Source organism: Burkholderia sp. Ac-20344 (genome assembly GCF_017104975.1).
GTDB lineage: Bacteria > Pseudomonadota > Gammaproteobacteria > Burkholderiales > Burkholderiaceae > Burkholderia.
In genome coordinates this window covers 26,488-47,301 of record NZ_JAAGPP010000014.1, presented here as the reverse complement: position 1 = coordinate 47,301, position 20,814 = coordinate 26,488, and the positions used below count along the sequence as shown (strand labels likewise).

Genomic DNA, 20,814 nt, shown 5'->3' with positions numbered 1-20,814 from the left:
ATTCGAACGATTAAAGCAACGGAAGCGAATTCATCGGGCGTTGCGCCGGGCAGCCGGCGCAGCGCCGCCTTCAATCACTTCAACCACCACGCTTGACGGGAGACCACCCATGAAGAAAATTTCCGCGCCGTTCGCGGCGGCCGCGCTTGCGGCGTGCACGATGCTGGCGGGCGTTCACCAGACCGCCTGTGCCGCGCCGGACACCGAGCCCGCGATCGACGCGCATTACGGCGCCGTGATCGAGGCCTATACGCAGGACATGGCCGCCGCGAAGACGAAGTACGACGGCAAGCGCCTCGCGTTCGTCGGTGCCGTGATCCGGATGGGCAGCGATCCGGGCGGCACCTATTTCGGCGCGCTGACGGCGGACGGCGACCAGTTCGACACGCATTTCGACGTGGCGGACCAGGATGCACTGAAGCCGAAATTCCCCGGCGGCGAGATCAAGCCGTTCGTCACGTCGGCGGCCTTCCGCTTCAGTTGCGTGAACGAAGGCTATATCGATGCGCCGGTGCTGCCGGGGTTGAAGCTCTCGCACTGCCGGCTCGCGAATTGAGGATGCCCGGCGCGGCGCCCGGTGTTCAGAACTTCTGCTGGATGCCGGCCATCACGCCGAGCTGGTTCATCCCGGTACCGACCGTCCCGCCGGCGGCGACCGCGTTCGCAGCCAGCGTGCTGTTGAACATGTAGCCCACCGACGTATAGACGGTCGTCCGCTTCGACAGGAAATAGTTCGCGCGGCCGACGAGCAGCGTGGCGTTCGTGCCGCCTTCGCGGCTTTCGCGGCGTTGCAGGTAGCGTACGCCCTGAAGGTCGAGCGCGAGGTAGGGCGTCGCATAGTACGTGCCGCCGGCAAACACGATATCGGCCTGCAGGTGTTCCGCCGCCGCGAGGTTGCGGCGGATCCATCCGGCGCCCAGTTTCGCGGGGCCGATCTTCACGTAGCCGGCGACGATGTCGCGCGTGTCGGTGTACGCCGGATTGTTCAGCGGCGCGAGCGCGCCACCGCCGCCGCGCATCACGTCGTGCGACGCGGCGAGCCCGAAATTGCTCGCGTCATACGCGAGCATCGCCGTGTATTGGCGGCAGGCGACGATGTCGCCGGGCACCTGTCCGGCGCAGCCCGTCGCCGACGGCCCTGCCGGCCCGGCCGCGTCGCGGCCGAAGCTGTAGGTGGCGCCGAGCGTCACGCCGTGGAACGTGCCCTTGTAGCCGATCGCATTGTCGCTGCGCGCGTTCGGCAGATAGGAGTCGAAATCCGCCATCGAGTGAATCGACGGGCCGATCACGTCGGCATTGGCCAGCACGATCATCGACATGTTCATCTGCCGGCCGAGGGTCAGCGCGCCGAACGGACTGTTCACGCCTACGTTCGCCTGTCGCCCGAACAGGCGCCCGCCGTAGTTCAGTGCGCCGGTGCCGGGCTGGAAGCCGTTTTCGAGCACGAAGAAGGCCTGGTAGCCGCCGCCGAGATCCTCCGTGCCTCTCAGCCCCCACCGTGACGGCACCTCGCCGGTCAGCGTCGGCATGCCCGTGAACGATCCGCCGCGCGCGGCGTTGTTGTAGTAGGACACGCCGGTATCGATGATGCCGTACAGCGTGACGCTGCTTTGCGCGCAGGCCGGTCCGGCCAGCGCCATCGCCGTCGCGAGTGCGACGCCCAGTTTCGTTTTCATGCTGTCTCCAAACAGTATGTAGATATGCTTATCGATTTTTTTAATGAACCGGACGTATCCGGAATGCCGGCGGGTATCGGCAGGACTGCGGGCGTTGCGTGTTACGACATCGCCGGGTCGCGTTGCCGGCGCGGTGCCGCGGCACGCGAGCCCGCCACGGCGACGGCGATTGCCGCGCCGGCCATCGGCACGAGGAACGCGAGATAGAGATGGGACACCGACCAGCCGTCGTCCAGCAGCGCACCGACCGTCATCGGCGACAGGATCGCGCCGAGGCGGCCGATGCCGACCGCGAGACCGATGCCGGTCGTGCGGATTTCGGCGGGGTACGGCGTCGGCGACAGCGCATACATGCCGGCTACGCACGCATTGATCACGGCGCCGAGGAACACCGCGACGGTCATTCCGATGCCGAGCGAGCCGGTGTTCGCGCCGAATAGGACCATCAGCGCGCCGCCGAGCAGCAGCGTCGCGCCCAAAAGGTTGCGCAGGCCGAACCGGGTCGACAGCAGGCTGAAGAGCGACGCGCCCGCAATGCCGCCGAGGTTGAGCAGTACGCCGCCGGTTACGCCCTGAGATGCCGACAGCCCTGCCTGGACCAGCAGCTTCGGCGTCCAGCTCACGACGAAGTAGAAGCTGCCCATCACGAGGAAGAACGCGATCCACAACGCGATCGTGCGGCGCGCGAGCGGTGCGCGCAGCACGGCTGTCCAGTTCGACGCGGGGCTCGCCGTGTCGATGGACGAGGTCGCGCTCGGCAGCGTGTCGATCGGTGCGCGCTTCATTCTCGCGAGGATGCGGTTGATTTTCTGCAGCGCGTTGTCCGGACGCCTCGCGAGCAGGAAATCGAGCGATTCCGGCAGCAGCGCGAGCACCATCGGGATCGACAGCAAGGTCAGGATGCCGCCGAACGCGAACACGCTGCGCCATCCCCACGTCGACAGCAGGTAGCCGGCAATGACACCGCCGGCGGTGGCGCCGATCGCGTAGCCGGCCGACTGCATGCCGATCGCGGCGCTGCGCCATTTGTTCGAGGCGTACTCGCCGCTGATCACGGTCAGGCTCGCCAGCATGCCGCCGATGCCGAGCCCCGTGTACGCACGCGCGACCGCGAGTTGCAGCGTGCTGTGCGTGGCTGCGCAGGCGAGCATCCCGGTCGAGATCACGGCGAGGCAGAGCAGGATGATGCGGCGGCGGCCGACGCGGTCGGCCAGCGGCGCGATCAGCACCGAGCCGACGCCCATGCCGGCCAGCCCGGCGCTCAACAGCAGGCCGATTTCCTTGCCGCTCAGTTTCCATTCGGCCGCCAGGTGCGGCGCGGCAAACGCGATGGCCAGCACGTCGAAGCCATCGAGCATGTTCAGCACGACACAGGCTGCGACAGCCATCGTCTGGAACGCGCTCATCGGGGATTCGTCGAGCGTATTGCGGATATTTGCGCTCACGTCAAAGACCCTTTAAAAAATAGTATGACTAATCAAATGGGATGGAATCGCAGCCGGCGTTAGCGGATAGGGCAAAAGCGAATGCGTGGGCTGACCGGTCTTCCGGGGAAACGCCCGACGCAACCGGCAGGCGTCGCTTGCGCGCCGGCGCGATGCTTACGCGGGTTCGGGTTGCGGCAGCAGCCGCTCGATCACGCGCCGCGCGCGATTGGGGCCTGCATCGACGTGAATGTCGATCTGGCGACCGTCCGGAAACCGCAGCTGATTCCGGTATTGCGCTTCGATCACGGTCTTGTCCTCGTCGAACGTCGCCGCGGATTGCTCGATGACCGTTTGCGCGACGCGCTCGACGTCGTGCTGCGGATTGGTCGCGACGGTCCAGAAGTAGTGCGTCGTCGTTTCCGTTTCGGGCGTGATGCCGTGGAAGCCGCGCATGTGAAAGCCGCCGCGCGCCGGATCGTGCAGGTCGCCGGTGCCGGCGTCCATCGCGCCGGTCCAGATCCGGATGTGCGACACGTGGAACTCGATTTCCTGCCAGCGATCGACGCGGCCCGCGAACGGCCATGCGGCGGTGTAGGTCGGCGGCGGGACGGAATCCGGCATCCGGCGGACCAGCGTCACCGTGTCGCCGTCGCTGCTGACGCGGGTTTCCGCGCCCATGTGCAGCGGCGCGTTGCCGCCGATCGTTTTCAGATGGACATAGCCGAGATGGCTCAGGTCCATCAGGTTGTCGTGAATCAGTTGATACGGCGCGTCGTAATGGTAGTTGCCGCCGCCGAACCGGTATTGCGGATCCGTGTGAAACGCGTAGCGCGGCGGCGCGCAGGTCGGTTGCGCGTGCGCGTCGGCGCCGATCCAGATCCACACGATCGCGTCCTGCTCCTGCACCGGATACGACGATACGCATGCCTTGGCCGGAATCCGGTCCTGCCCGGGAATCTCCACGCAGGCGCCGCCGCGATCGTACAGCAGGCCGTGATAACCACAGCGCAGGCCGCGCGCTTCGAGCGAGCCGCACGACAGCGGCAGCGACTTGTGGCAGCAGCGATCCTCCAGTGCACCGACTTCCCCGGACGGCAACCGGAACAGGACGACCGGGCGGCCAAGCAGCGTGCGGGCGATGGGTTTGTCCGTCAGCTCGGACGACAGCGCGGCGACCCACCATCGGTCGATCGGGAATCGAGTCGTATTGATCGGTGGTCGGGCATGGTGCTCCATTGATCGTCTCCAGTATTGTGGTTGGCCGCCGCGGGGCGGGCGGTCCGTCTACAGATCGAGTACCAGCAGGTCGCTTCGCGATCGCGAACAGCACGGCATGAACTGGTCGCCGGCCGCTTGTTCCGCTTCCGTCAGATACGAATCGCGATGATCGGGCTCACCTTGCAGCACACGCGTCACGCAGGTGCCGCATACGCCTTGCTCGCACGACGTCAGCACGTCGACGCCGTTCGCCGCCAGCGCTGCGATGACCGTGCATTCGGCCGGCACGTCGATCACCTTGCGGCTGCTCGCGAGCCGGACCTGGAACGCACGGTCCGAGCCGGTCGACGCAACCGCGCCGCCGAAGAATTCGTAGTGCAGTCGCGTTTCGGCCCAGTTGCGCTCGCGCGCGGCGTTCAGCACCGCATCCATGAAGCCGCGCGGCCCGCATACGTACAGGTGTGTGCCGTCGGGCGCCGCGGCGAGCACGGCGGCCAGGTCGAAGCGTTGCGCGGGGTCGCCGTCGTCGACGTGGAAGCGGGCGCGGTCATGGAACCCGGCTGCATTGATCCGCTCGACGAACGCCATACGGTCGGTCGAGCGCGCGCAGTAGTGCATGTCGAACGGCATGCTGGAGGAGAACAGCCGTTCCGCCATGCTGAGGATCGGCGTGACGCCGATCCCGCCCGCGAGCAGCAGGTGGTGCGGTGCGTCGGGGGCGAGCGGAAACTGATTGCGCGGGATGCCGATCCGCACGGTATCGCCTTGCCGGACTTCGTCGTGAATGGCGCGCGACCCGCCGCGACCGTCGGCATCGCGCAGCACCGCGATCTGATAGCGGTCGCCGTGCGCCGGGTGATTGCACAGCGAATACTGGCGCACGAGGCCGCCCGGCAAATGCACGTCGATATGGGCGCCGGCGTCGAAGCGCGGTAACGGCGAACCGTCATCGCTGACGAATTCGAAGCCGCAGATGTCGCGTGCTTCCTGCCACTTGCGGGCGACCCGGACCGTCAGCGTCGCGGTGCTCATGATGCCTCCCTGATCTGCGCGACCGGAATGACGGGCCGCGACGGGCTCGACGCGTTCTCGTCGGCGAGCAGCCGCTCGATCACCTTGCGCGACAGCACGCCGCCGGCGTCGATGTTGAGCTTGAGCAGCTTGCGGTCCGGCCACTGCTCGAGGTTGCGCTGCTGGCGCTCGAGCATCTCGAGATCCTCGGCGAAGATCTTGCCCTGGCCTTCGCGGATCTCGGCCGTCAGCGCGTGATCGTCGGGCCGGAAGTTGCGCGCCATTCCCCAGAAGTACCAGATCGACGTGTCCGTCTCGGGCGTGATGAAGTCGACCACGATCGACGATGCCTTCAGGTCGGCCGGCGCGTCGTAGCTGCCGTGGCCCGCATGCGCGACGCCCACTTCGATCATCACGTGGCTCGGCGGCGTGAAGCGGCAGATCTGCCAGCGATCGACCGGCACGTCGTCGGCCAGCCCGTTGCCGCGCAGCGCCATCTGCCAGAACGGCGGCGGCATCACGTTTTCCATGAAACGGCTCGTGACGATTTCGTCGCCGTGGCTGGTCGTCTTCGGCGGCGCTTCGTCGATTTCCTTCTGGCCGATGCTCGTCGCATGCACGTACGTTTCGTGCGTGAGATCCATCAGGTTGTCGATCATCAGCCGGTAGTCGCAACGGATGTGATACAGGCCGCCGCCGTGGGCCCAGGCCGGATCCTCCGCCCACGCCAGCGCGGGCAGTCTGGCGGGATCGGCTGCCGCCGCATCGCCCGGCCAGACCCAGATGAATCCGTACCGCTCGACCGCCGGGAAGCTGCGAATCGGCGGGAAGCCGCCGACGCGCTGGCCCGGCATGCCGGCCACCTTGCCGTTGCAGCCCATTTCCAGCCCGTGGTAGCCGCACACGAGCACGCCGTCGCGCACGAATCCGAGCGACAGCGGCGCGCCGCGGTGCGGGCAGAAGTCCTCGAGCGCGGCGACCTGGCCGTCCGCCGCCCGGTAAAACACCATCGATTCGTTGCAGATCTTGCGGCCCAGCGGCTTGCCGTCGATTTCATCGGGCGTGCATGCCACATACCAAGCGTTCTTGAGAAACACGTTCATCGTCTCCTTCAGGGCGGTGCCGCCGGTACGCGGCATCTCGTCATTCCGTGTACTGAATGACATTCAGTGTACTCATCGTCATTGGCTGGATCAAGGCGAGCGGTATACTGGTTTTCCCGGGAAATGGCGCGAGGCAGCGTCATGCCGTCGGCGCGCGCAACCGGCTCGCGCCGCTTATGTCATCGACTCATTCATGAAGAAAACGAATCCCGCCGACGCGCCGGCTTTCCCGCTCGACCTGTACGACGAACCCGGGCACCTGATCCGGCGCGCACACCAGATCGCGGTGGCGATGTTCTACGAGAAGCTGGGCCGGGACGTGACGCCGGTGCAGTACGCGGTTCTGCGGATGCTCTACGAGTGCCCGGGGCTCGATCAGGTGACGCTCGCGCAGCGGGTGGCGCTCGACACGTCGACGACTGCGGATCTCGCGGTCCGGCTCGAGGCGAAGGGATTGATCGTGCGCGAAGTGCTGCCGCGGCGTCAGCGCCGCTTGTTGCTGACGCCGGCGGGCGTCGAACTGCTCACGCATCTGATTCCGTCGGTGAAGGAGCTGCGTGCGGGCCTGTTCGACGGGATGGGAGAGGACGATTCGCAGGAACTGGTGCGCCTGTTGCGCAAGTTCGTCCATTTGAACAACGAGCAGAGCCGCGCGCCGCTGCGTGTCAGCGAAGAGTCGTAGCGGCCCCGCACCCCGCGACGGCGGGGAAGCGGCGATGAGGCGGCGGGCGCGCTGCCCGCCCGCGCGTCACCTGCGCGCGCTTTCGCCTTCCAGCCGCCGCACGGCTTCCGCCACTTCGTTCCTGAAGCGCACGAGCGCCGCCTGCTCCGGCGCCGGCGGCTGCACGGCGGCCCACAGCATGTCGACGAGCTGCGTGGCCGTCGTTTCCGTGTCGAGCTTGCGGTGCCCGAGGATCGCATCCCACAGCACGTGCTCGATCGGCCCGAACACCATCGAGCGCAGCAGGCTCAGCGGCAGGTCGGTACGCACCTGCCCGGCCGCCTGGCCGCGCGCAAGCACGTCCATCAGCGGCGCGGTGTAGCGGCGCTGCAGCGCGGTGAGCTCGTCGCTCAGCGCATGCTGCTTTGCGCGGCCTTCCGACAGCACCAGCGCGCACAGGCCCGTGCCGTTCACCAGCATCAGCCGCAGGTGGGTGCGCACGATGAACGCGAACTGCTGCTGCACCGACGCGTCCTGCGGCACCCCGCGTTCGAACGCGGCGATGTTTTCGTCATACCAATCCGCGATGACCCGCGCGCACAGCTCGCGCTTGCCGCGGAAGTAGCTGAACACCGTCGCCTCCGAGACGCCCACGCGCTGCGCGATCTCGGCGGCCGTCGCATGCTCGTAACCTTTTTCGGCGAACACTTCCCGGCCGGCGCGCAGAATGTCCTGCACGCGTTGCTGGGATTTGCGCCCGGCGGGCGCGCGCGGCGGGTCGGCGCGGTCGGCTTTGACGGTGGCGGTCATGGTGTCGGCAGTAGCGGCTGTCATCCGGTCATGATAGCTGAGTGTCACTCAAAAAACTATTGACGCCGAACCGGACGAGGCGCGAAAATGTGCAAAATTTACGCTGTATTGGTCAATGAATATGAGCATTCATTCGATTTGAGCGAAACTCAGAAATCGGTGGATGCCACACATTTTCTGGAGACGGAGGAGACATGATCAACCTGCCCGGTGTGCAATTCATGCTCGGTGAAGACATCGAGATGCTGCGCGACGCCGTCGCGGCGTTCGCGGCGAAGGAAATCACGCCGCGCGCGGCGGAGGTCGACCGCACCGACCAGTTTCCGATGGATCTGTGGAAGAAGTTCGGCGATCTCGGCGTGCTCGGCATGACGGTGGCCGAGGAATACGGCGGCGCGAACATGGGCTACACCGCGCACATGGTCGCGATGGAAGAGATCTCGCGCGCATCGGCATCGATCGGCCTGTCGTACGGCGCGCACTCGAACCTGTGCGTGAACCAGATCCACCGCAACGGCACCGACGCGCAGAAGCAGAAATACCTGCCGAAGCTCGTGTCGGGCGAACACATCGGCGCGCTCGCAATGAGCGAGCCGAACGCCGGTTCCGACGTCGTCAGCATGAAGCTGCGCGCCGACAAGCGCGGCGATCGCTACGTGCTGAACGGCACGAAGATGTGGATCACCAACGGCCCCGATTGCGACACGCTCGTCGTCTACGCGAAGACGGACGTCGAAGCCAACTCGCGCGGCATCACCGCGTTCATCGTCGAGAAGGGCATGAAGGGCTTCTCGGTCGCGCAGAAGCTCGACAAGCTCGGCATGCGCGGCTCGCACACGGGCGAGCTGGTGTTCCAGGACGTCGAAGTGCCGGAGGAGAACATCCTCGGCCAGCTCAACGGCGGCGTGAAGGTGCTGATGAGCGGCCTCGACTACGAACGCGCGGTGCTGTCGGGCGGCCCGACGGGCATCATGGCCGCGTGCCTCGACGCGGTGGTGCCGTATATCCACGACCGCAAGCAGTTCGGCCAGGCGATCGGCGAATTCCAGCTGATCCAGGGCAAGGTCGCCGACATGTACACCACGTTCCAGGCGTGCCGCGCGTACCTGTACGCGGTGGGCCGCCACCTGGATTCGGCGGGCAGCGACCACATCCGGCAGGTGCGCAAGGACTGCGCGGGCGTGATCCTCTATACGGCCGAGAAGGCGACGTGGATGGCCGGCGAGGCGATCCAGATCCTCGGCGGCAACGGCTACATCAACGAATACCCCGTCGGGCGCCTGTGGCGCGATGCGAAGCTGTACGAGATCGGCGCCGGCACGAGCGAGATCCGCCGGATGCTGATCGGCCGCGAGCTGTTCGCGGAAACGATGTAACGCCTCACGTCACGCGAACGGAGCCCCGTCGATGCCGATCATCGAATCGAAACTGAACCCGCGCTCGGAAGACTTCCGCGCGAATGCCGCCGCGCTCGAGGCGGTCGTCGCCGACCTGCGCGCGAAGATCGAACAGCTCGCGCAGGGCGGCGGCCAGGCCGCGCGCGACAAGCACCTGTCGCGCGGCAAGCTGCTGCCGCGCGACCGCATCGCGCAACTGCTCGATCCGGGCGCGCCGTTCCTCGAGTTCTCGCAGCTCGCGGCGAACGGCATGTACAACGACGAAGCGCCGGGCTCGGGCGTCATCACCGGGATCGGCCGGATCGCCGGCCGCGAGTGCGTGATCGTGTGCAACGACGCGACGGTCAAGGGCGGCACCTACTACCCGATCACGGTGAAGAAGCACGTGCGCGCGCAGGAGATCGCCGCGGAAAACCGGCTGCCGTGCGTGTACCTCGTCGATTCGGGCGGCGCGAACCTGCCGAACCAGGACGACGTGTTTCCCGATCGCGACCACTTCGGCCGCATCTTCTTCAACCAGGCGACGATGTCGGCCGCGGGGATCGCGCAGATCGCCGTCGTGATGGGCTCGTGCACGGCGGGCGGCGCGTACGTGCCCGCGATGAGCGACGAGTCGATCATCGTGAAGGAGCAGGGCACGATTTTCCTCGGCGGGCCGCCGCTCGTGAAGGCCGCGACCGGCGAGGAAGTGAGCGCCGAGGATCTCGGCGGCGGCGACGTGCATACGCGCCTGTCGGGCGTGGCCGACCATCTCGCGCAGAACGACGCGCATGCGCTGTCGATCGCGCGCAACATCGTCGATCATCTCGCGCCGAAGATCGCGTCGCCGGTGGCGCTGCGCGAGCCGAAGCCGCCGCGCTACGACGCGAAGAGCCTGTACGGCGTGATTCCGGTCGATACGCGCAAGCCGTTCGACGTGCGCGAAGTGATCGCACGCATCGTCGACGATTCCGAATTCGACGAATTCAAGGCGCGCTACGGCACGACGCTCGTCACGGGCTTCGCGCACATCTGGGGCCACCCGGTCGGGATCGTCGCGAACAACGGCATCCTGTTCTCGGAATCGGCGGTGAAGGGCGCGCATTTCATCGAGCTGTGCTGCCAGCGCAAGATTCCGCTCGTGTTCCTGCAGAACATCACGGGCTTCATGGTCGGGCGCAAGTACGAGAACGAAGGCATCGCGCGGCACGGCGCGAAGATGGTGACGGCCGTGTCGAACGCGAAGGTGCCCAAGTTCACGGTGATCATCGGCGGCTCGTTCGGCGCCGGCAACTACGGGATGTGCGGCCGCGCCTTCGCGCCGCGCTTCCTGTGGATGTGGCCGAACGCGCGGATCTCGGTGATGGGCGGCGAGCAGGCCGCATCGGTGCTCGCGACGGTGCGCCGCGACGGCATCGAGGCGAAGGGCGGTTCGTGGTCGGCCGACGAGGAAGAAGCGTTCAAGCAGCCGATCCGCGACCAGTACGAGCGCCAGGGCCATCCGTACTACGCGAGCGCACGGTTGTGGGACGACGGCGTGATCGATCCCGCGCAGACGCGCGACGTGCTGGGCCTCGGCCTCGCTGCGTCGATGAACGCGCCGATCGACGAGACGCGCTTCGGCGTGTTCCGCATGTAACGGCCGGGAGGGCTGAACGATGCGATACGAAACGATCAAGGTCCGTGAAGCCAGCCGCGTGGCGACCGTCACGCTCGCGCGTCCCGACGTGCGCAACGCGTTCAACGAGACGACGATCGCCGAGCTGACCACCGCGTTCGAATGGCTCGACGCGCACGAAGGCGTGCGTGCGATCGTGCTCGCCGCGGAAGGCGCGGCGTTCTGCGCGGGTGCGGACCTGAACTGGATGAAGAAGATGGCCGGTTACTCGGACGACGAGAACCGTGCCGATGCGCGCAAGCTCGCGCGGATGCTCGAGGCGATCCATCGCTGCGGCAAGCCGGTGATCGCACGCGTGCATGGCGACGCGTATGCGGGCGGCGTGGGGCTGGTGGCGGCGGCCGACATCGCAATCGCCGCCGACGGCGTGAAGTTCTGCCTGTCGGAAGCGCGGCTCGGGCTGATCCCCGCGACGATCGCGCCGTACGTGGTGCGTGCGATGGGCGAGCGCGCGGCGCGCCGCTACTTCACGACGGCCGAGGTGTTCGACAGCGCGCGTGCGGCGTCGCTCGGCTTCATTCACGACGCGGTGCCCGCCGAGGCGCTCGACGACACGGTCGCGAAGCTGGCCGCGACGCTCGTCGCGAACGGCCCCGACGCGGTGAAGGCGTGCAAGCGGCTCGTCGCCGATGTGGCCGGCCGCCCGCTCGACGCGACGCTGATCGAGCAGACCGCCGACTGGATCGCGCGAACCCGTGCCGGCGTGGAAGCGCGCGAAGGGATTGCGTCCTTCCTCGAAAAGCGCACGCCGTCGTGGCGTGAATGATCGCGCAGCGCGCGTGACCCACTCTTTCCGGACGACACCGAAGCCATGTTCGACAAGATTCTGATCGCCAACCGCGGTGAAATCGCGTGCCGCGTCGCCGCGACGTGCAAACGTCTCGGGATCGCGAGCGTCGCCGTCTATTCCGACGCGGACGCGAACGCGAAGCACGTGGCCGCGTGCGACGAAGCCGTGCACATCGGCGGCTCGGCCGCGGTCGACAGCTACCTGCGCATCGAGCGCATCATCGAAGCCGCGCGCGCCACCGGCGCGCAGGCGATCCACCCCGGCTACGGCTTTCTGTCGGAGAACGAAGATTTCGCGCACGCGTGCGAGGCGGCCGGCATCGTCTTCATCGGGCCGCCGGTCGACGCGATCGCGGCGATGGGTTCGAAGGCCGCCGCGAAGGCGCTGATGCACGCGGCCGCCGTGCCGCTCGTGCCCGGCTATCACGGCGACGACCAGGACGCGGCCAACCTGCATCGCGAAGCCGACGCGATCGGCTATCCGGTGCTGCTGAAGGCCAGCGCGGGCGGTGGCGGCAAGGGGATGCGCGTGGTCGAGCGCTCCGACGATTTCCCGGCGGCGCTCGCGTCGTGCCAGCGCGAAGCCGCGAGCAGCTTCGGCAACGATCGCGTGCTGATCGAGAAATACCTGATGCGCCCGCGCCACGTCGAGGTGCAGGTGTTCGGCGACACGCACGGCAATACCGTGTACCTGTTCGACCGCGACTGCTCGGTGCAGCGTCGTCACCAGAAGGTGCTCGAGGAAGCGCCGGCGCCGGGCCTGCCCGGCGACGTGCGCCGCGCGATGGGCGAAGCGGCCGTTGCGGCCGCGCGTGCGGTCGGCTATGTCGGCGCGGGCACCGTCGAATTCATCATGACGGGCGACGCGTTCTACTTCATGGAAATGAACACGCGCCTGCAGGTCGAGCATCCGGTCACCGAGATGGTCACGGGGCTCGATCTCGTCGAATGGCAACTGCGCGTCGCATCCGGCGAGCCGCTGCCGCTGAAGCAGGACGAACTGCGCGTGCAGGGTCATGCACTCGAGGCGCGCCTCTATGCGGAGCACCCGGCGCGCGGCTTCCTGCCGTCGACGGGCACGCTGAAGCATCTGCGGCTGCCGGAAGGTGTCGAGTTCGCGATCGGTGCATCGGTGCGCGTCGACAGCGGCGTGCGCGAAGGCGATGCGATCACGCCGTTCTACGATCCGATGATCGCGAAGCTGATCGTCCATGGCGCGGACCGCGCGGAAGCGCTGGGCCTGATGCTGCGCGCGCTGCGTGCATGCGAGGTGGTCGGCCTGCACACGAACGCCGCGTTCCTGCAGCGGATCGTTGCGTGCGAACCGTTCGCGACGGCCGATCTGGACACGGGCCTGATCGAGCGCAACCACGACGCGCTGTTCGCGCCGCAAGAGCCGCCGCGCGCGATGCTTGCGTTCGCGTGCGCGGCGCTGCTCGCACGCGAACGCGGCGCGGCCGCGCAGGGTTCGTCGCCGTGGGGCGCGCTGCCGGACTGGCGGCTGAACGGCGGCTATCGCCGCACGCTCGAATGGCATGCGGCCGAGCGCGAAGCCGACGTAACGGTCACGTACGAAGATGACGGCGCCGGTGCGCGCGTCGCGACCGGCGACGCAGCTGCGCAACCGTTCGCGTGGACGCGTGGCGCCACGCCGCTCGATTTCGACGTGACGCTCGGCGGCGTGCGCAGCAGCGGCCGCGTGTATGCGGACGGCGACAACTTCCACGTGTTCACGCAGGGCACGGCCGAGACGTTCGAATGGCGCAACCTGCTCGCACACGCGGGCGACGCGGAGCAGGGCGGCGGCCGCCTGACCGCGCCGATGCCCGGCAAGGTGATCGCGGTGCTGGTCGAGCCCGGCCAGAAGGTCGAGGCGGGCACGCCGCTGATCGTGATGGAAGCGATGAAGATGGAGCACACGATCGGTGCACCGAATGCGGGCGTCGTCGCGGAAGTGTTGTACGGCGTCGGCGACCAGGTTTCGGATGGCGCGCAGTTGCTGATGATGGCGGAAGGCTGAGCGTTGCATACGCGTGAGGGCCGTTGCCGGCTCTCGCGCACGGGCCATCATGCCCCCGTGTTACCGGAGCGTTCCCGACGCTACCCGGCTGCGAATACCTGATGTGCGTGCATCGGGACGAGATCGCATTCTTGCGTGGTGACCGTCGTTCTCGTCGCGTTTAAAAAAGCCAATAATCTGCGCGTCGCGTCTTCAAGATCTTTGGATCATCCCGGGATGCTCGCCGGTGACCGGTGCGCTCGACTCGCGCTGTCGTGTTGCCTTGCACCGGCTTGCGTGTTGCAACAGTGGTTCAAAGATCGAAACCGGCCCCGCCCGAACCTCTTCGCCAAAACGAACTTTTCCCGGTGTGCGTTGCGATGCGCACTACACGGGCCCGCCTGCAAGAAAGCGCTGCGTGATTGCCGCGGACCCCGTTGTCGTGACAGCGCGGCTTCGATATCGAGCGCACACGAAGCAGAAGCAGTACGCTTGGCCAACGAGCATCTTTCGAACGACTTACGGTCATCGTCGTTCTTGCCACATCCCCGCATGGCGCGCGCTGCGCGCACGTCGATCTTCCCTCCACTCGACACCGTCGTGTAACAAGTCGAACATAGCATCTCGGCGTCGATATGACCGGCGCGGGTTCGCGTCCGCGTCACGTCATCATCCTCACGGAGAATCGTTATGCGAACGTCGGCCCTACGGCCTTTCGCGGTCGTCGGTCTGATCGCGTTGACCGCCGTCCTCGGCGCCTGCAACGACGACCTGACCGCCCCCGCCGCCCCCGGCGCGCAGCAGAAGGCCGCCTGCGGCGGCGGCGTGGTCGCCACCGCGCAGATGCGTTGCCCGCCCGGTTTCACCGCGCCTGCTTCCTCGCCCGCTTCCTGATCCCGGCTGTTTCCACCAGCAATCCAATCAAGAGCAACCCGCATGGCCACCCATTCGCGACGCGATTTTCTGAAGTTCTCCGCCGGCCTCGCCGGCGCGACCGCCGCCACCGCACTGCTTCCCGAATCGATCCGCAAGGCGCTGGCGATCGAGCCGAATACCGTGACGGGCACGATCCAGGATGTCCAGCACATCGTCGTGTTCATGCAGGAAAACCGCTCGTTCGACCACTACCTCGGTCACCTGAGCGGCGTGCGCGGCTACAACGACCGCTTCCCGGTCACGCTGCCGAACGGCAAGCCGGTGTGGTTCCAGCCGCGGCAGGAGGACAAGGCGAGCGTGATCGCGCCGTTCCGCTACGACACGACCAATCCGGGCGTCAACGCGCAATGTATCGGCGGCCTGCCGCATACGTGGGCGACGACGCACGGCGCGATCGACAACGGCCGCGCGGACCAGTGGGCGGTGCAGAAGTCGAACATGACGATGGGCTACCACGTCCGCGACGACATTCCGTTCCATTACGCGCTCGCGGATGCGTTCACCGTGTGCGACAACTACTTCTGCTCGATTCCGGGCAACACGCACCCGAACCGCATGTACCTGATGACGGGCATGGTCGATCCGCTCGGCACGGGCGGCGGCCCGCTGCTCGACAACACCGACTACATCGACAACCCGTTCGACAAGATCCAGTTGCCGCCCTTCAGCTGGACGACCTATCCGGAACGCCTCGAGAAGGCGGGCATCTCGTGGCAGATCTACCAGCAGGGCACCGGGTTCGACAACTTCACCGGCAACTACGGCACGAACATGCTCGCGTGCTTCAACAACTTCGTGAATGCGCCGGCCGGCTCGTCGCTGCAGACGCGCGGGATGAGCACGCGCCCGATCACGCAGCTGAAGGCCGACGTGCAGGCGAACGCGCTGCCGCAGGTGTCGTGGCTGCTGCCGCCCGCCGCGTATTCGGAGCATCCGAAGTTCACGCCGCTGTACGGCGCGTACTACCTGTCGACGATCCTCGATGCGCTGACGTCGAATCCGGAGGTATGGAGCAAGACCGTCCTGCTCGTCATGTACGACGAGAACGACGGCTTCTTCGATCACGTCGTGCCGCCGTCGGCACCGACGCTGCCGGGCTCCGGCATGAGCACCGTGGATGTCTCGCTCGAGCGGCACAACGTCGTGACGTCGACGCAGACCGGCACGTATACGGCCGACAACCTGCCGTACGGCCTCGGCCCGCGCGTGCCGATGTTCGTGGTCTCGCCGTGGTCGAAGGGCGGCTTCGTCTGCTCGCAGGTCTTCGATCACACGTCGGTGCTGCAATTCATCGAGGCGCGTTTCGGCGTGATGGAAACGAACATCTCGCCGTGGCGCCGCGCGATCTGCGGCGACCTGACGTCGGCGCTCGACTTCTCGAAATCGGATGCCACGCTGCCGACCCTGCCGAGCACGCAGGCGTATGTCGCGCAGGCGGACCTGCAGTGCTCGCGCGCGTCGTCGCAGACTGCGCCGGCCAGCACCGCGCAGCAGGTCGTGACCGCGCAGGAGCCCGGCACGCGGCCGGCGCGCGCGCTGCCGTACGAACTGCATGTGACCGGCCAGCTCCAGGCGCAAGGTTATGCGCTGACGTTCGCGAACACCGGTACGCAGGGCGCGCACTTCTGGGTCTATACGGGCGACGCGACCGCGATGCCGCGCCGCTACACGGTCGAAGCGGGCAAGCAGCTGACCGATACATGGGCGCTCGATGCGAACGGCAACTACCTGGTGAGCGTGTGGGGGCCGAACGGCTATTTCCGGCGCTTCGCGGGATCGGCCGCTGCGGATGCCGGCGCGAAGCCCGAAATCACGCCGTGCTACGACACCGCCAACGGCGACGTGTACGTGACGATCGCCAACGCGGGCACCGGCGCGCTCACGGTCACGGCAACCGATGTCGCGTACGGCGGGGCAGCGCGCACGCTCACGGTTCCGGCGGGGCAGCGCGTGGAAGCGCACTGGGATCTGTCGTGCAGCAGCCACTGGTACGACCTGCAGTTCGCGGTGGCGGGGAACGCGGGCTGGATGCGCCGCATCGCGGGGCACGTCGAAACCGGCAAGCCCAGCCTCACCGACCCGGCCGCCGTGGCGCCGACGATCGCGGCGATCTGACGGTCATCCGTGTGAGCCGGCCATGCGCCGGCAAGCGACGAGGGCCTTCGCGGGGCCGCGCCGGCTTCCGGCTCCGCGAGCGTTCGTCGATCGTGAAAAAGGCGCCACATTGCGCCTTTTTCATTCATCGCGCAAGCAGGATGCATGGACTGGGGATCCAATCACGCCCGCGAAATCAGATCGGGCGAAATACGGCATATTGGTCGCCATCGATTTTTTCCATGTACCGGGAGTCATGGAGCGTCAGGTTGACTGGCTGAAGCAACTTTTCGTTGGCGGCCTCCGGTTCGCTGTTGGCGCGCGTATTGAACAGATTCGAACCGTTTGCCGAGTTCACGAGAGAATCGAGACGCATCGCGTTCCAGTCGAGGTGCCCTCTGAGCAGGTAAAAGTGCATGATCCCGCATTGCTGGTGCGCCCAGAAGTCATGCCACGTGAACGAATCGGGCCGCCAGACGGAGTTGTGGCTCTCGAAGTACGAGGCGCCGCTCATCGGCATGCACTCGGGGGTCGAGATGATGATGTATCGCGACCGATAGTTGAGGAATTCCAGTAAATCGCGACCGTGAGAGTGGCGCATGTGTTCAATGACATCGCCCAGAATGACCGTGTCGTACGAGTCGCCGGATCGTTCATAAAGCGTGTCGCTGACGCCGGAAATGATGTCGTCGTACCCGTTCTCGATCAGGAACGGATGGGTCTCCTCGTCGCATTCCAGTGCCGTAAATCGGCAATCCGGCACGACCTTCTTGAGCAAGCGCCCGTATTTCCCGCCCCCGGCCCCGATATCCAGGATTCTGTTCGGGTTGATCGACTTGACCAGATGCTGAGTGAGTTGATCAAACGTTGGCCACGAATACCCGATCTGTTCCAATTTGACCTCCCGTCAAGGCTGGTTTGAGAAATTGATCGTAGTTAGGTAACGGATTCCCGCATTCGTGCGTCGTCGCCCGCACTTGAAGGGTGACGGCGCAGACGCCGCGATCAACGGCTCGAGGACCCATTACAACGCATCGCTTGCCTGTCGTCCCGACATCCCGCGAACCGTACGGCCGGGCAGAACAATCGTCCAGCAGGGTCGGCCGCGCCCGACGAGGGCATCAGCGCAGCACGCCGTCGTCATGCGCCATCATCAGCGCCCGCATCGCGGACCACATCCCGTAGTAATGCACGATGTAGCTGTCCGCGCGGCGAAACAGCCAGGGCGTGTTGACGCTGACGAGATCGGCCACGCCTTCGCCGTGCAATTGCCCGTCGTGCTCCATCGCGCGAATGAAATGCAACTGGTCGCCGTCGCTCGCGTAGACGCTCGACCGGTCGTGCAGCGCGGCGATCGTCGCCATCATGTCGTGCAGCATCGCGTCGTTGCGCCCGGTGCGCCGGAACGCCATCACGCCCGAGTTGAACGCCCACTGGCCGATGTCGTGCGCGAGCAGCCAGTCGCGGCCTTCGAGCAACGGCGCCAGCGCCTTCTGCTGGTCGGCGATCAGCACATCGGCATCGAGCCACACGACCCATTCATGATGCTGCAGGTACGCATGCAGCAGCCACGGCTTGAACCAGTTGCCGGTCGCGTTCAGGCCGATCTCGGCGGGAATGTCGCGATGCACGTAGAGCGTGTAGCCGTGTGCGTCGCAGTAGCGCCGGAAATTCCGTTCGGCGACGCGTGCATAGCTGCCGATGTTCGGCGTGTAGAGCGTCATCAACGCAATCGGGCGGCCCGGATTGTAGGTGCTGCGCTCGGCGGCTTCGTCCGGCGTGTTGGCGGCGTCGTGAGCGAACGAGAACATCGGCCGGCCGGCGGCACGGGATCGATTCACATACGCGACGAGCGTGTCGCGGAAGCGGGCCGTCGTGCCTTTCCGTTCGGGATCGTGCGGCGTGTCGTCGATGCTGATCGCGAACGTCGGTTCGCGGCTCCACATCGGATCGAGGTCGGGGCTGGTCGGCATGACCGGATACAGCCCGTCGATCGGCGTCATGTAGGGATGCGTGTCGAGCTCCGTGAACAGCGCGGCCTCCGATGTCAGCCGCGGCTCGCTGCCGAGCTTGCAGCGCTGCACGAGCCGCATCACGATCGCCCGCACGGCCGCCGTGTTGCGCCAGATCTGCACGTCGACCTGCGGCAGCGGGGGCGCGAACGCGTCGACGAACAGCATGTCGCGGCCGCTCATCAGGCGATCGAGTGCGACGGGCTCGATGATCGCCGCGTCTTCGCTGAGCAGCAGCACGAGTTCGTCGGGCTGCGCGCCGCGCAGCACATGGAGCAGCGATTCGTAGCGATACAGCGGCCGCAACGGCAGCGCCTGCGGCATCGCGGACGCGTCGACGATTTCGTGGCGATACCCGTGCGCTTGCGCATACAGCCGGTGATTCTCGAGGCTGGCGGGCGCATCGTGACTGAAATGGCTGAGGACGATCATCGCGCGCTCCGAAGGCCGCGCAGCGGGTGACGGCGGGTGGCCGGCGCGGCGAGTTCCGGTGCGGCATCGCGGCCGGGCACGCTTTGCCGCGCGTGCCACCCCTGTTCGTGATGGATTGCCCGGAAGACTTGCGCGGCGTCGCGTTCCATTCTGTCAGCCATTTTTTCAGCAGCGTTGCTGCGAGGTCGTGTTCTGCCCGCGCTGGATGCCGATACCGCCCGGCCCTCCCCGGCAACCCGGTAGCGCGGCTGGTCGCCGGAGTATCGCACAACCGTCTCGCGGATTTGCATGCGCGGGCCGCGCGCTGACCATCCCTGACAGTATGCGGCCGGCGCTCCGCTAGAATGCCGGGTTGCCGCCGGCGTGCGCCGCTTGACGCGAGCGGCGCTTCGCGCGCTACACTGCGTCCATTCCACCCCCATCCAACCTTCCATCCCGCCGACGATGACGTCCCCTGTCCTGAACGGCCTGCGCATCGGTATCACGATCGGCCTGCGTGCCCCCGACGAAAGCCTGTGGATCAACGGCATCAAGCAGAACGCGCTGTTTCTCGCGAAGCTGCTGATGGCGTCGCCGCACGGCTACCGCGTGACGCTGGTCAACACCACCGATGTACCGCTCACCGACGCGCTGCCGTGGGACCGCAACGTGTACGACACGCGCGCGTTCGCCGACATGAAGGATTCGCTCGACGTGGTGATCGAGCTCGGCGGGCAGGTCGACGGCGAGCAGACGGCCTACCTGAAGGCGCGCGGCGCGAAGCTCGTCAGCTACTGCTGCGGCGTCGAGTACATCAACGCGATGGAATCGATGCTGTTCGGCCGCCGGCTGTGGGATTCGCTGTTCATCAACCGCGGCTACGACGAGGTGTGGGCGATTCCGCAGATCGCGCCGTCGTCGCTGCCGTTCCTGCAGTCGCTGCGCCGCTGCCCGGGGCGGGTCGTGCCGTTCGTGTGGGATCCGATGTTCCTGAGCGCGCGCGCCGCGTCGCTGCCCGGGCACGGCGAATACCGGCCGCGCAGCGAGCCCGGCAAGCGTCTGACCGTGATGGAGCCGAATCACAACGTCGTGAAGTTCTGCGTGTATCCGATGCTGATCATCGATGAAGCGTATCGCCGCGACCCCGACGCGATCTGCTTCACGCACGTGACGAACGCGGACCGTCTCGCGCACGACAGCCCCGAATTCGTGATGCTGATGAACTACCTGGATATCGTGCAGGCAGGCAAGGCGAGCTTCGTCGGGCGCTTCGATACGCCGCTGTTCCTGGCCGACCTGACCGATATCGTCGTGTCGCACCAGTGGTCGAACCCGCTCAACTATTTCTATTTCGACGTGTGCTGGCAGGGCTATCCGCTCGTGCACAACGCGAGCCTCGCCCCCGATCTCGGCTACTACTACCCGGACAACGACGTGCAGCAGGGCGCCGATGCGCTGTTGCGCGCGCTGCATACGCACGATGACGACTGGGAAGCGTACACGCGGCGCCAGCGCGAGATCCTCGGCCGCTATACGTCGGCGAATCCGGCGCTCGTCGCTGAATACGACGCGCTGCTCGCGAACCTGGTCGGCGCATCGGCCGCTTAAGGCCC

General features: G+C 66.6%; 17 protein-coding genes. 9 read left to right on the top strand and 8 right to left on the bottom strand.

All coding sequences use genetic code 11. The features are described from left to right. The first annotated feature begins 109 nt into the window (after positions 1-109). A complete protein-coding gene (locus G3N64_RS07085) occupies positions 110-556 on the top strand; it encodes a hypothetical protein (RefSeq protein ID WP_205783094.1) in 447 nt (148 codons plus the stop codon). A gap of 25 nt (positions 557-581) precedes the next feature. Here G3N64_RS07085 and G3N64_RS07080 read toward each other — a convergent pair whose 3' ends face one another. The 5 genes from G3N64_RS07080 to G3N64_RS07060 all read right to left on the bottom strand — a co-directional run bounded on the left by G3N64_RS07080 (position 582) and on the right by G3N64_RS07060 (position 6,429). Beyond that, positions 582-1,676 (bottom strand): porin, encoded by a 1,095-nt coding sequence (locus G3N64_RS07080; RefSeq protein WP_205783092.1) that lies wholly within the window; start codon positions 1,674-1,676, stop codon positions 582-584. 101 nt (positions 1,677-1,777) lie between these two features. Further along, positions 1,778-3,121, bottom strand: coding sequence for an MFS transporter (locus tag G3N64_RS07075; RefSeq protein ID WP_205783090.1), 1,344 nt, complete (start codon positions 3,119-3,121; stop codon positions 1,778-1,780). 156 nt (positions 3,122-3,277) lie between these two features. Beyond that, on the bottom strand, positions 3,278-4,339 hold the full coding sequence (locus tag G3N64_RS07070; protein ID WP_205783088.1) for an aromatic ring-hydroxylating dioxygenase subunit alpha: 1,062 nt from the start codon (positions 4,337-4,339) through the stop codon (positions 3,278-3,280). Between the two features lie 48 nt (positions 4,340-4,387). Further along, on the bottom strand, positions 4,388-5,353 hold the full coding sequence (locus G3N64_RS07065; RefSeq protein WP_205783086.1) for a PDR/VanB family oxidoreductase: 966 nt from the start codon (positions 5,351-5,353) through the stop codon (positions 4,388-4,390). After that, on the bottom strand, positions 5,350-6,429 hold the full coding sequence (locus tag G3N64_RS07060) for an aromatic ring-hydroxylating dioxygenase subunit alpha (protein WP_205783161.1): 1,080 nt from the start codon (positions 6,427-6,429) through the stop codon (positions 5,350-5,352). The genes G3N64_RS07065 and G3N64_RS07060 overlap by 4 nt, the downstream gene beginning before the upstream one ends. 199 nt (positions 6,430-6,628) lie before the next feature. Here G3N64_RS07060 and G3N64_RS07055 point away from each other — a divergent pair, with 199 nt between their 5' ends. Next, positions 6,629-7,117 carry a MarR family winged helix-turn-helix transcriptional regulator gene (locus G3N64_RS07055; RefSeq protein WP_205783084.1) on the top strand — a complete coding sequence of 163 codons (489 nt, stop codon included), beginning with the start codon at positions 6,629-6,631 and terminating at the stop codon, positions 7,115-7,117. A 66-nt stretch (positions 7,118-7,183) separates the two neighbouring features. Here G3N64_RS07055 and G3N64_RS07050 read toward each other — a convergent pair whose 3' ends face one another. After that, positions 7,184-7,930, bottom strand: a complete 747-nt coding sequence (locus tag G3N64_RS07050) for a TetR/AcrR family transcriptional regulator (protein ID WP_205783082.1) — start codon at positions 7,928-7,930, stop codon at positions 7,184-7,186. Between the two features lie 170 nt (positions 7,931-8,100). Here G3N64_RS07050 and G3N64_RS07045 point away from each other — a divergent pair, with 170 nt between their 5' ends. The 6 genes from G3N64_RS07045 (at position 8,101) to G3N64_RS07020 (ending at position 16,799) form a co-directional block, all read left to right on the top strand. Continuing rightward, positions 8,101-9,282, top strand: a complete 1,182-nt coding sequence (locus G3N64_RS07045; protein ID WP_205783081.1) for an isovaleryl-CoA dehydrogenase — start codon at positions 8,101-8,103, stop codon at positions 9,280-9,282. A gap of 31 nt (positions 9,283-9,313) precedes the next feature. After that, positions 9,314-10,921, top strand: coding sequence for a carboxyl transferase domain-containing protein (locus G3N64_RS07040; RefSeq protein WP_205783080.1), 1,608 nt, complete (start codon positions 9,314-9,316; stop codon positions 10,919-10,921). 19 nt (positions 10,922-10,940) lie between these two features. Then, a complete protein-coding gene (locus G3N64_RS07035; protein ID WP_205783079.1) occupies positions 10,941-11,726 on the top strand; it encodes an enoyl-CoA hydratase/isomerase family protein in 786 nt (261 codons plus the stop codon). 45 nt (positions 11,727-11,771) lie between these two features. Beyond that, positions 11,772-13,769: an acetyl/propionyl/methylcrotonyl-CoA carboxylase subunit alpha gene (locus G3N64_RS07030; protein WP_205783078.1), complete on the top strand. Its 1,998-nt coding sequence runs from the start codon at positions 11,772-11,774 to the stop codon at positions 13,767-13,769. A gap of 669 nt (positions 13,770-14,438) precedes the next feature. Then, positions 14,439-14,642, top strand: a complete 204-nt coding sequence (locus G3N64_RS07025) for a hypothetical protein (protein ID WP_205783072.1) — start codon at positions 14,439-14,441, stop codon at positions 14,640-14,642. Positions 14,643-14,684: 42 nt separating this feature from the next. Then, entirely contained in the window at positions 14,685-16,799 is a 2,115-nt protein-coding gene (locus G3N64_RS07020; protein WP_205783070.1) for a phospholipase C, phosphocholine-specific, read from the top strand. A gap of 175 nt (positions 16,800-16,974) precedes the next feature. Here the strand turns inward: G3N64_RS07020 and G3N64_RS07015 are convergent, their stop codons facing one another. Together G3N64_RS07015 and G3N64_RS07010 are read right to left on the bottom strand one after the other, a co-directional pair. Next, positions 16,975-17,673 carry a class I SAM-dependent methyltransferase gene (locus G3N64_RS07015; RefSeq protein WP_205783065.1) on the bottom strand — a complete coding sequence of 233 codons (699 nt, stop codon included), beginning with the start codon at positions 17,671-17,673 and terminating at the stop codon, positions 16,975-16,977. A gap of 226 nt (positions 17,674-17,899) precedes the next feature. Next, the gene (locus G3N64_RS07010; protein WP_205783064.1) at positions 17,900-19,222 is read right to left on the bottom strand and encodes a galactosyl transferase GMA12/MNN10 domain protein; all 1,323 of its coding nucleotides are present in this window, start codon (positions 19,220-19,222) and stop codon (positions 17,900-17,902) included. Positions 19,223-19,666: 444 nt separating this feature from the next. Between G3N64_RS07010 and G3N64_RS07005 the strand changes: the two genes are divergently transcribed. Then, a complete protein-coding gene (locus G3N64_RS07005; RefSeq protein ID WP_205783063.1) occupies positions 19,667-20,809 on the top strand; it encodes a DUF2827 domain-containing protein in 1,143 nt (380 codons plus the stop codon). Positions 20,810-20,814: the final 5 nt, after the last annotated feature.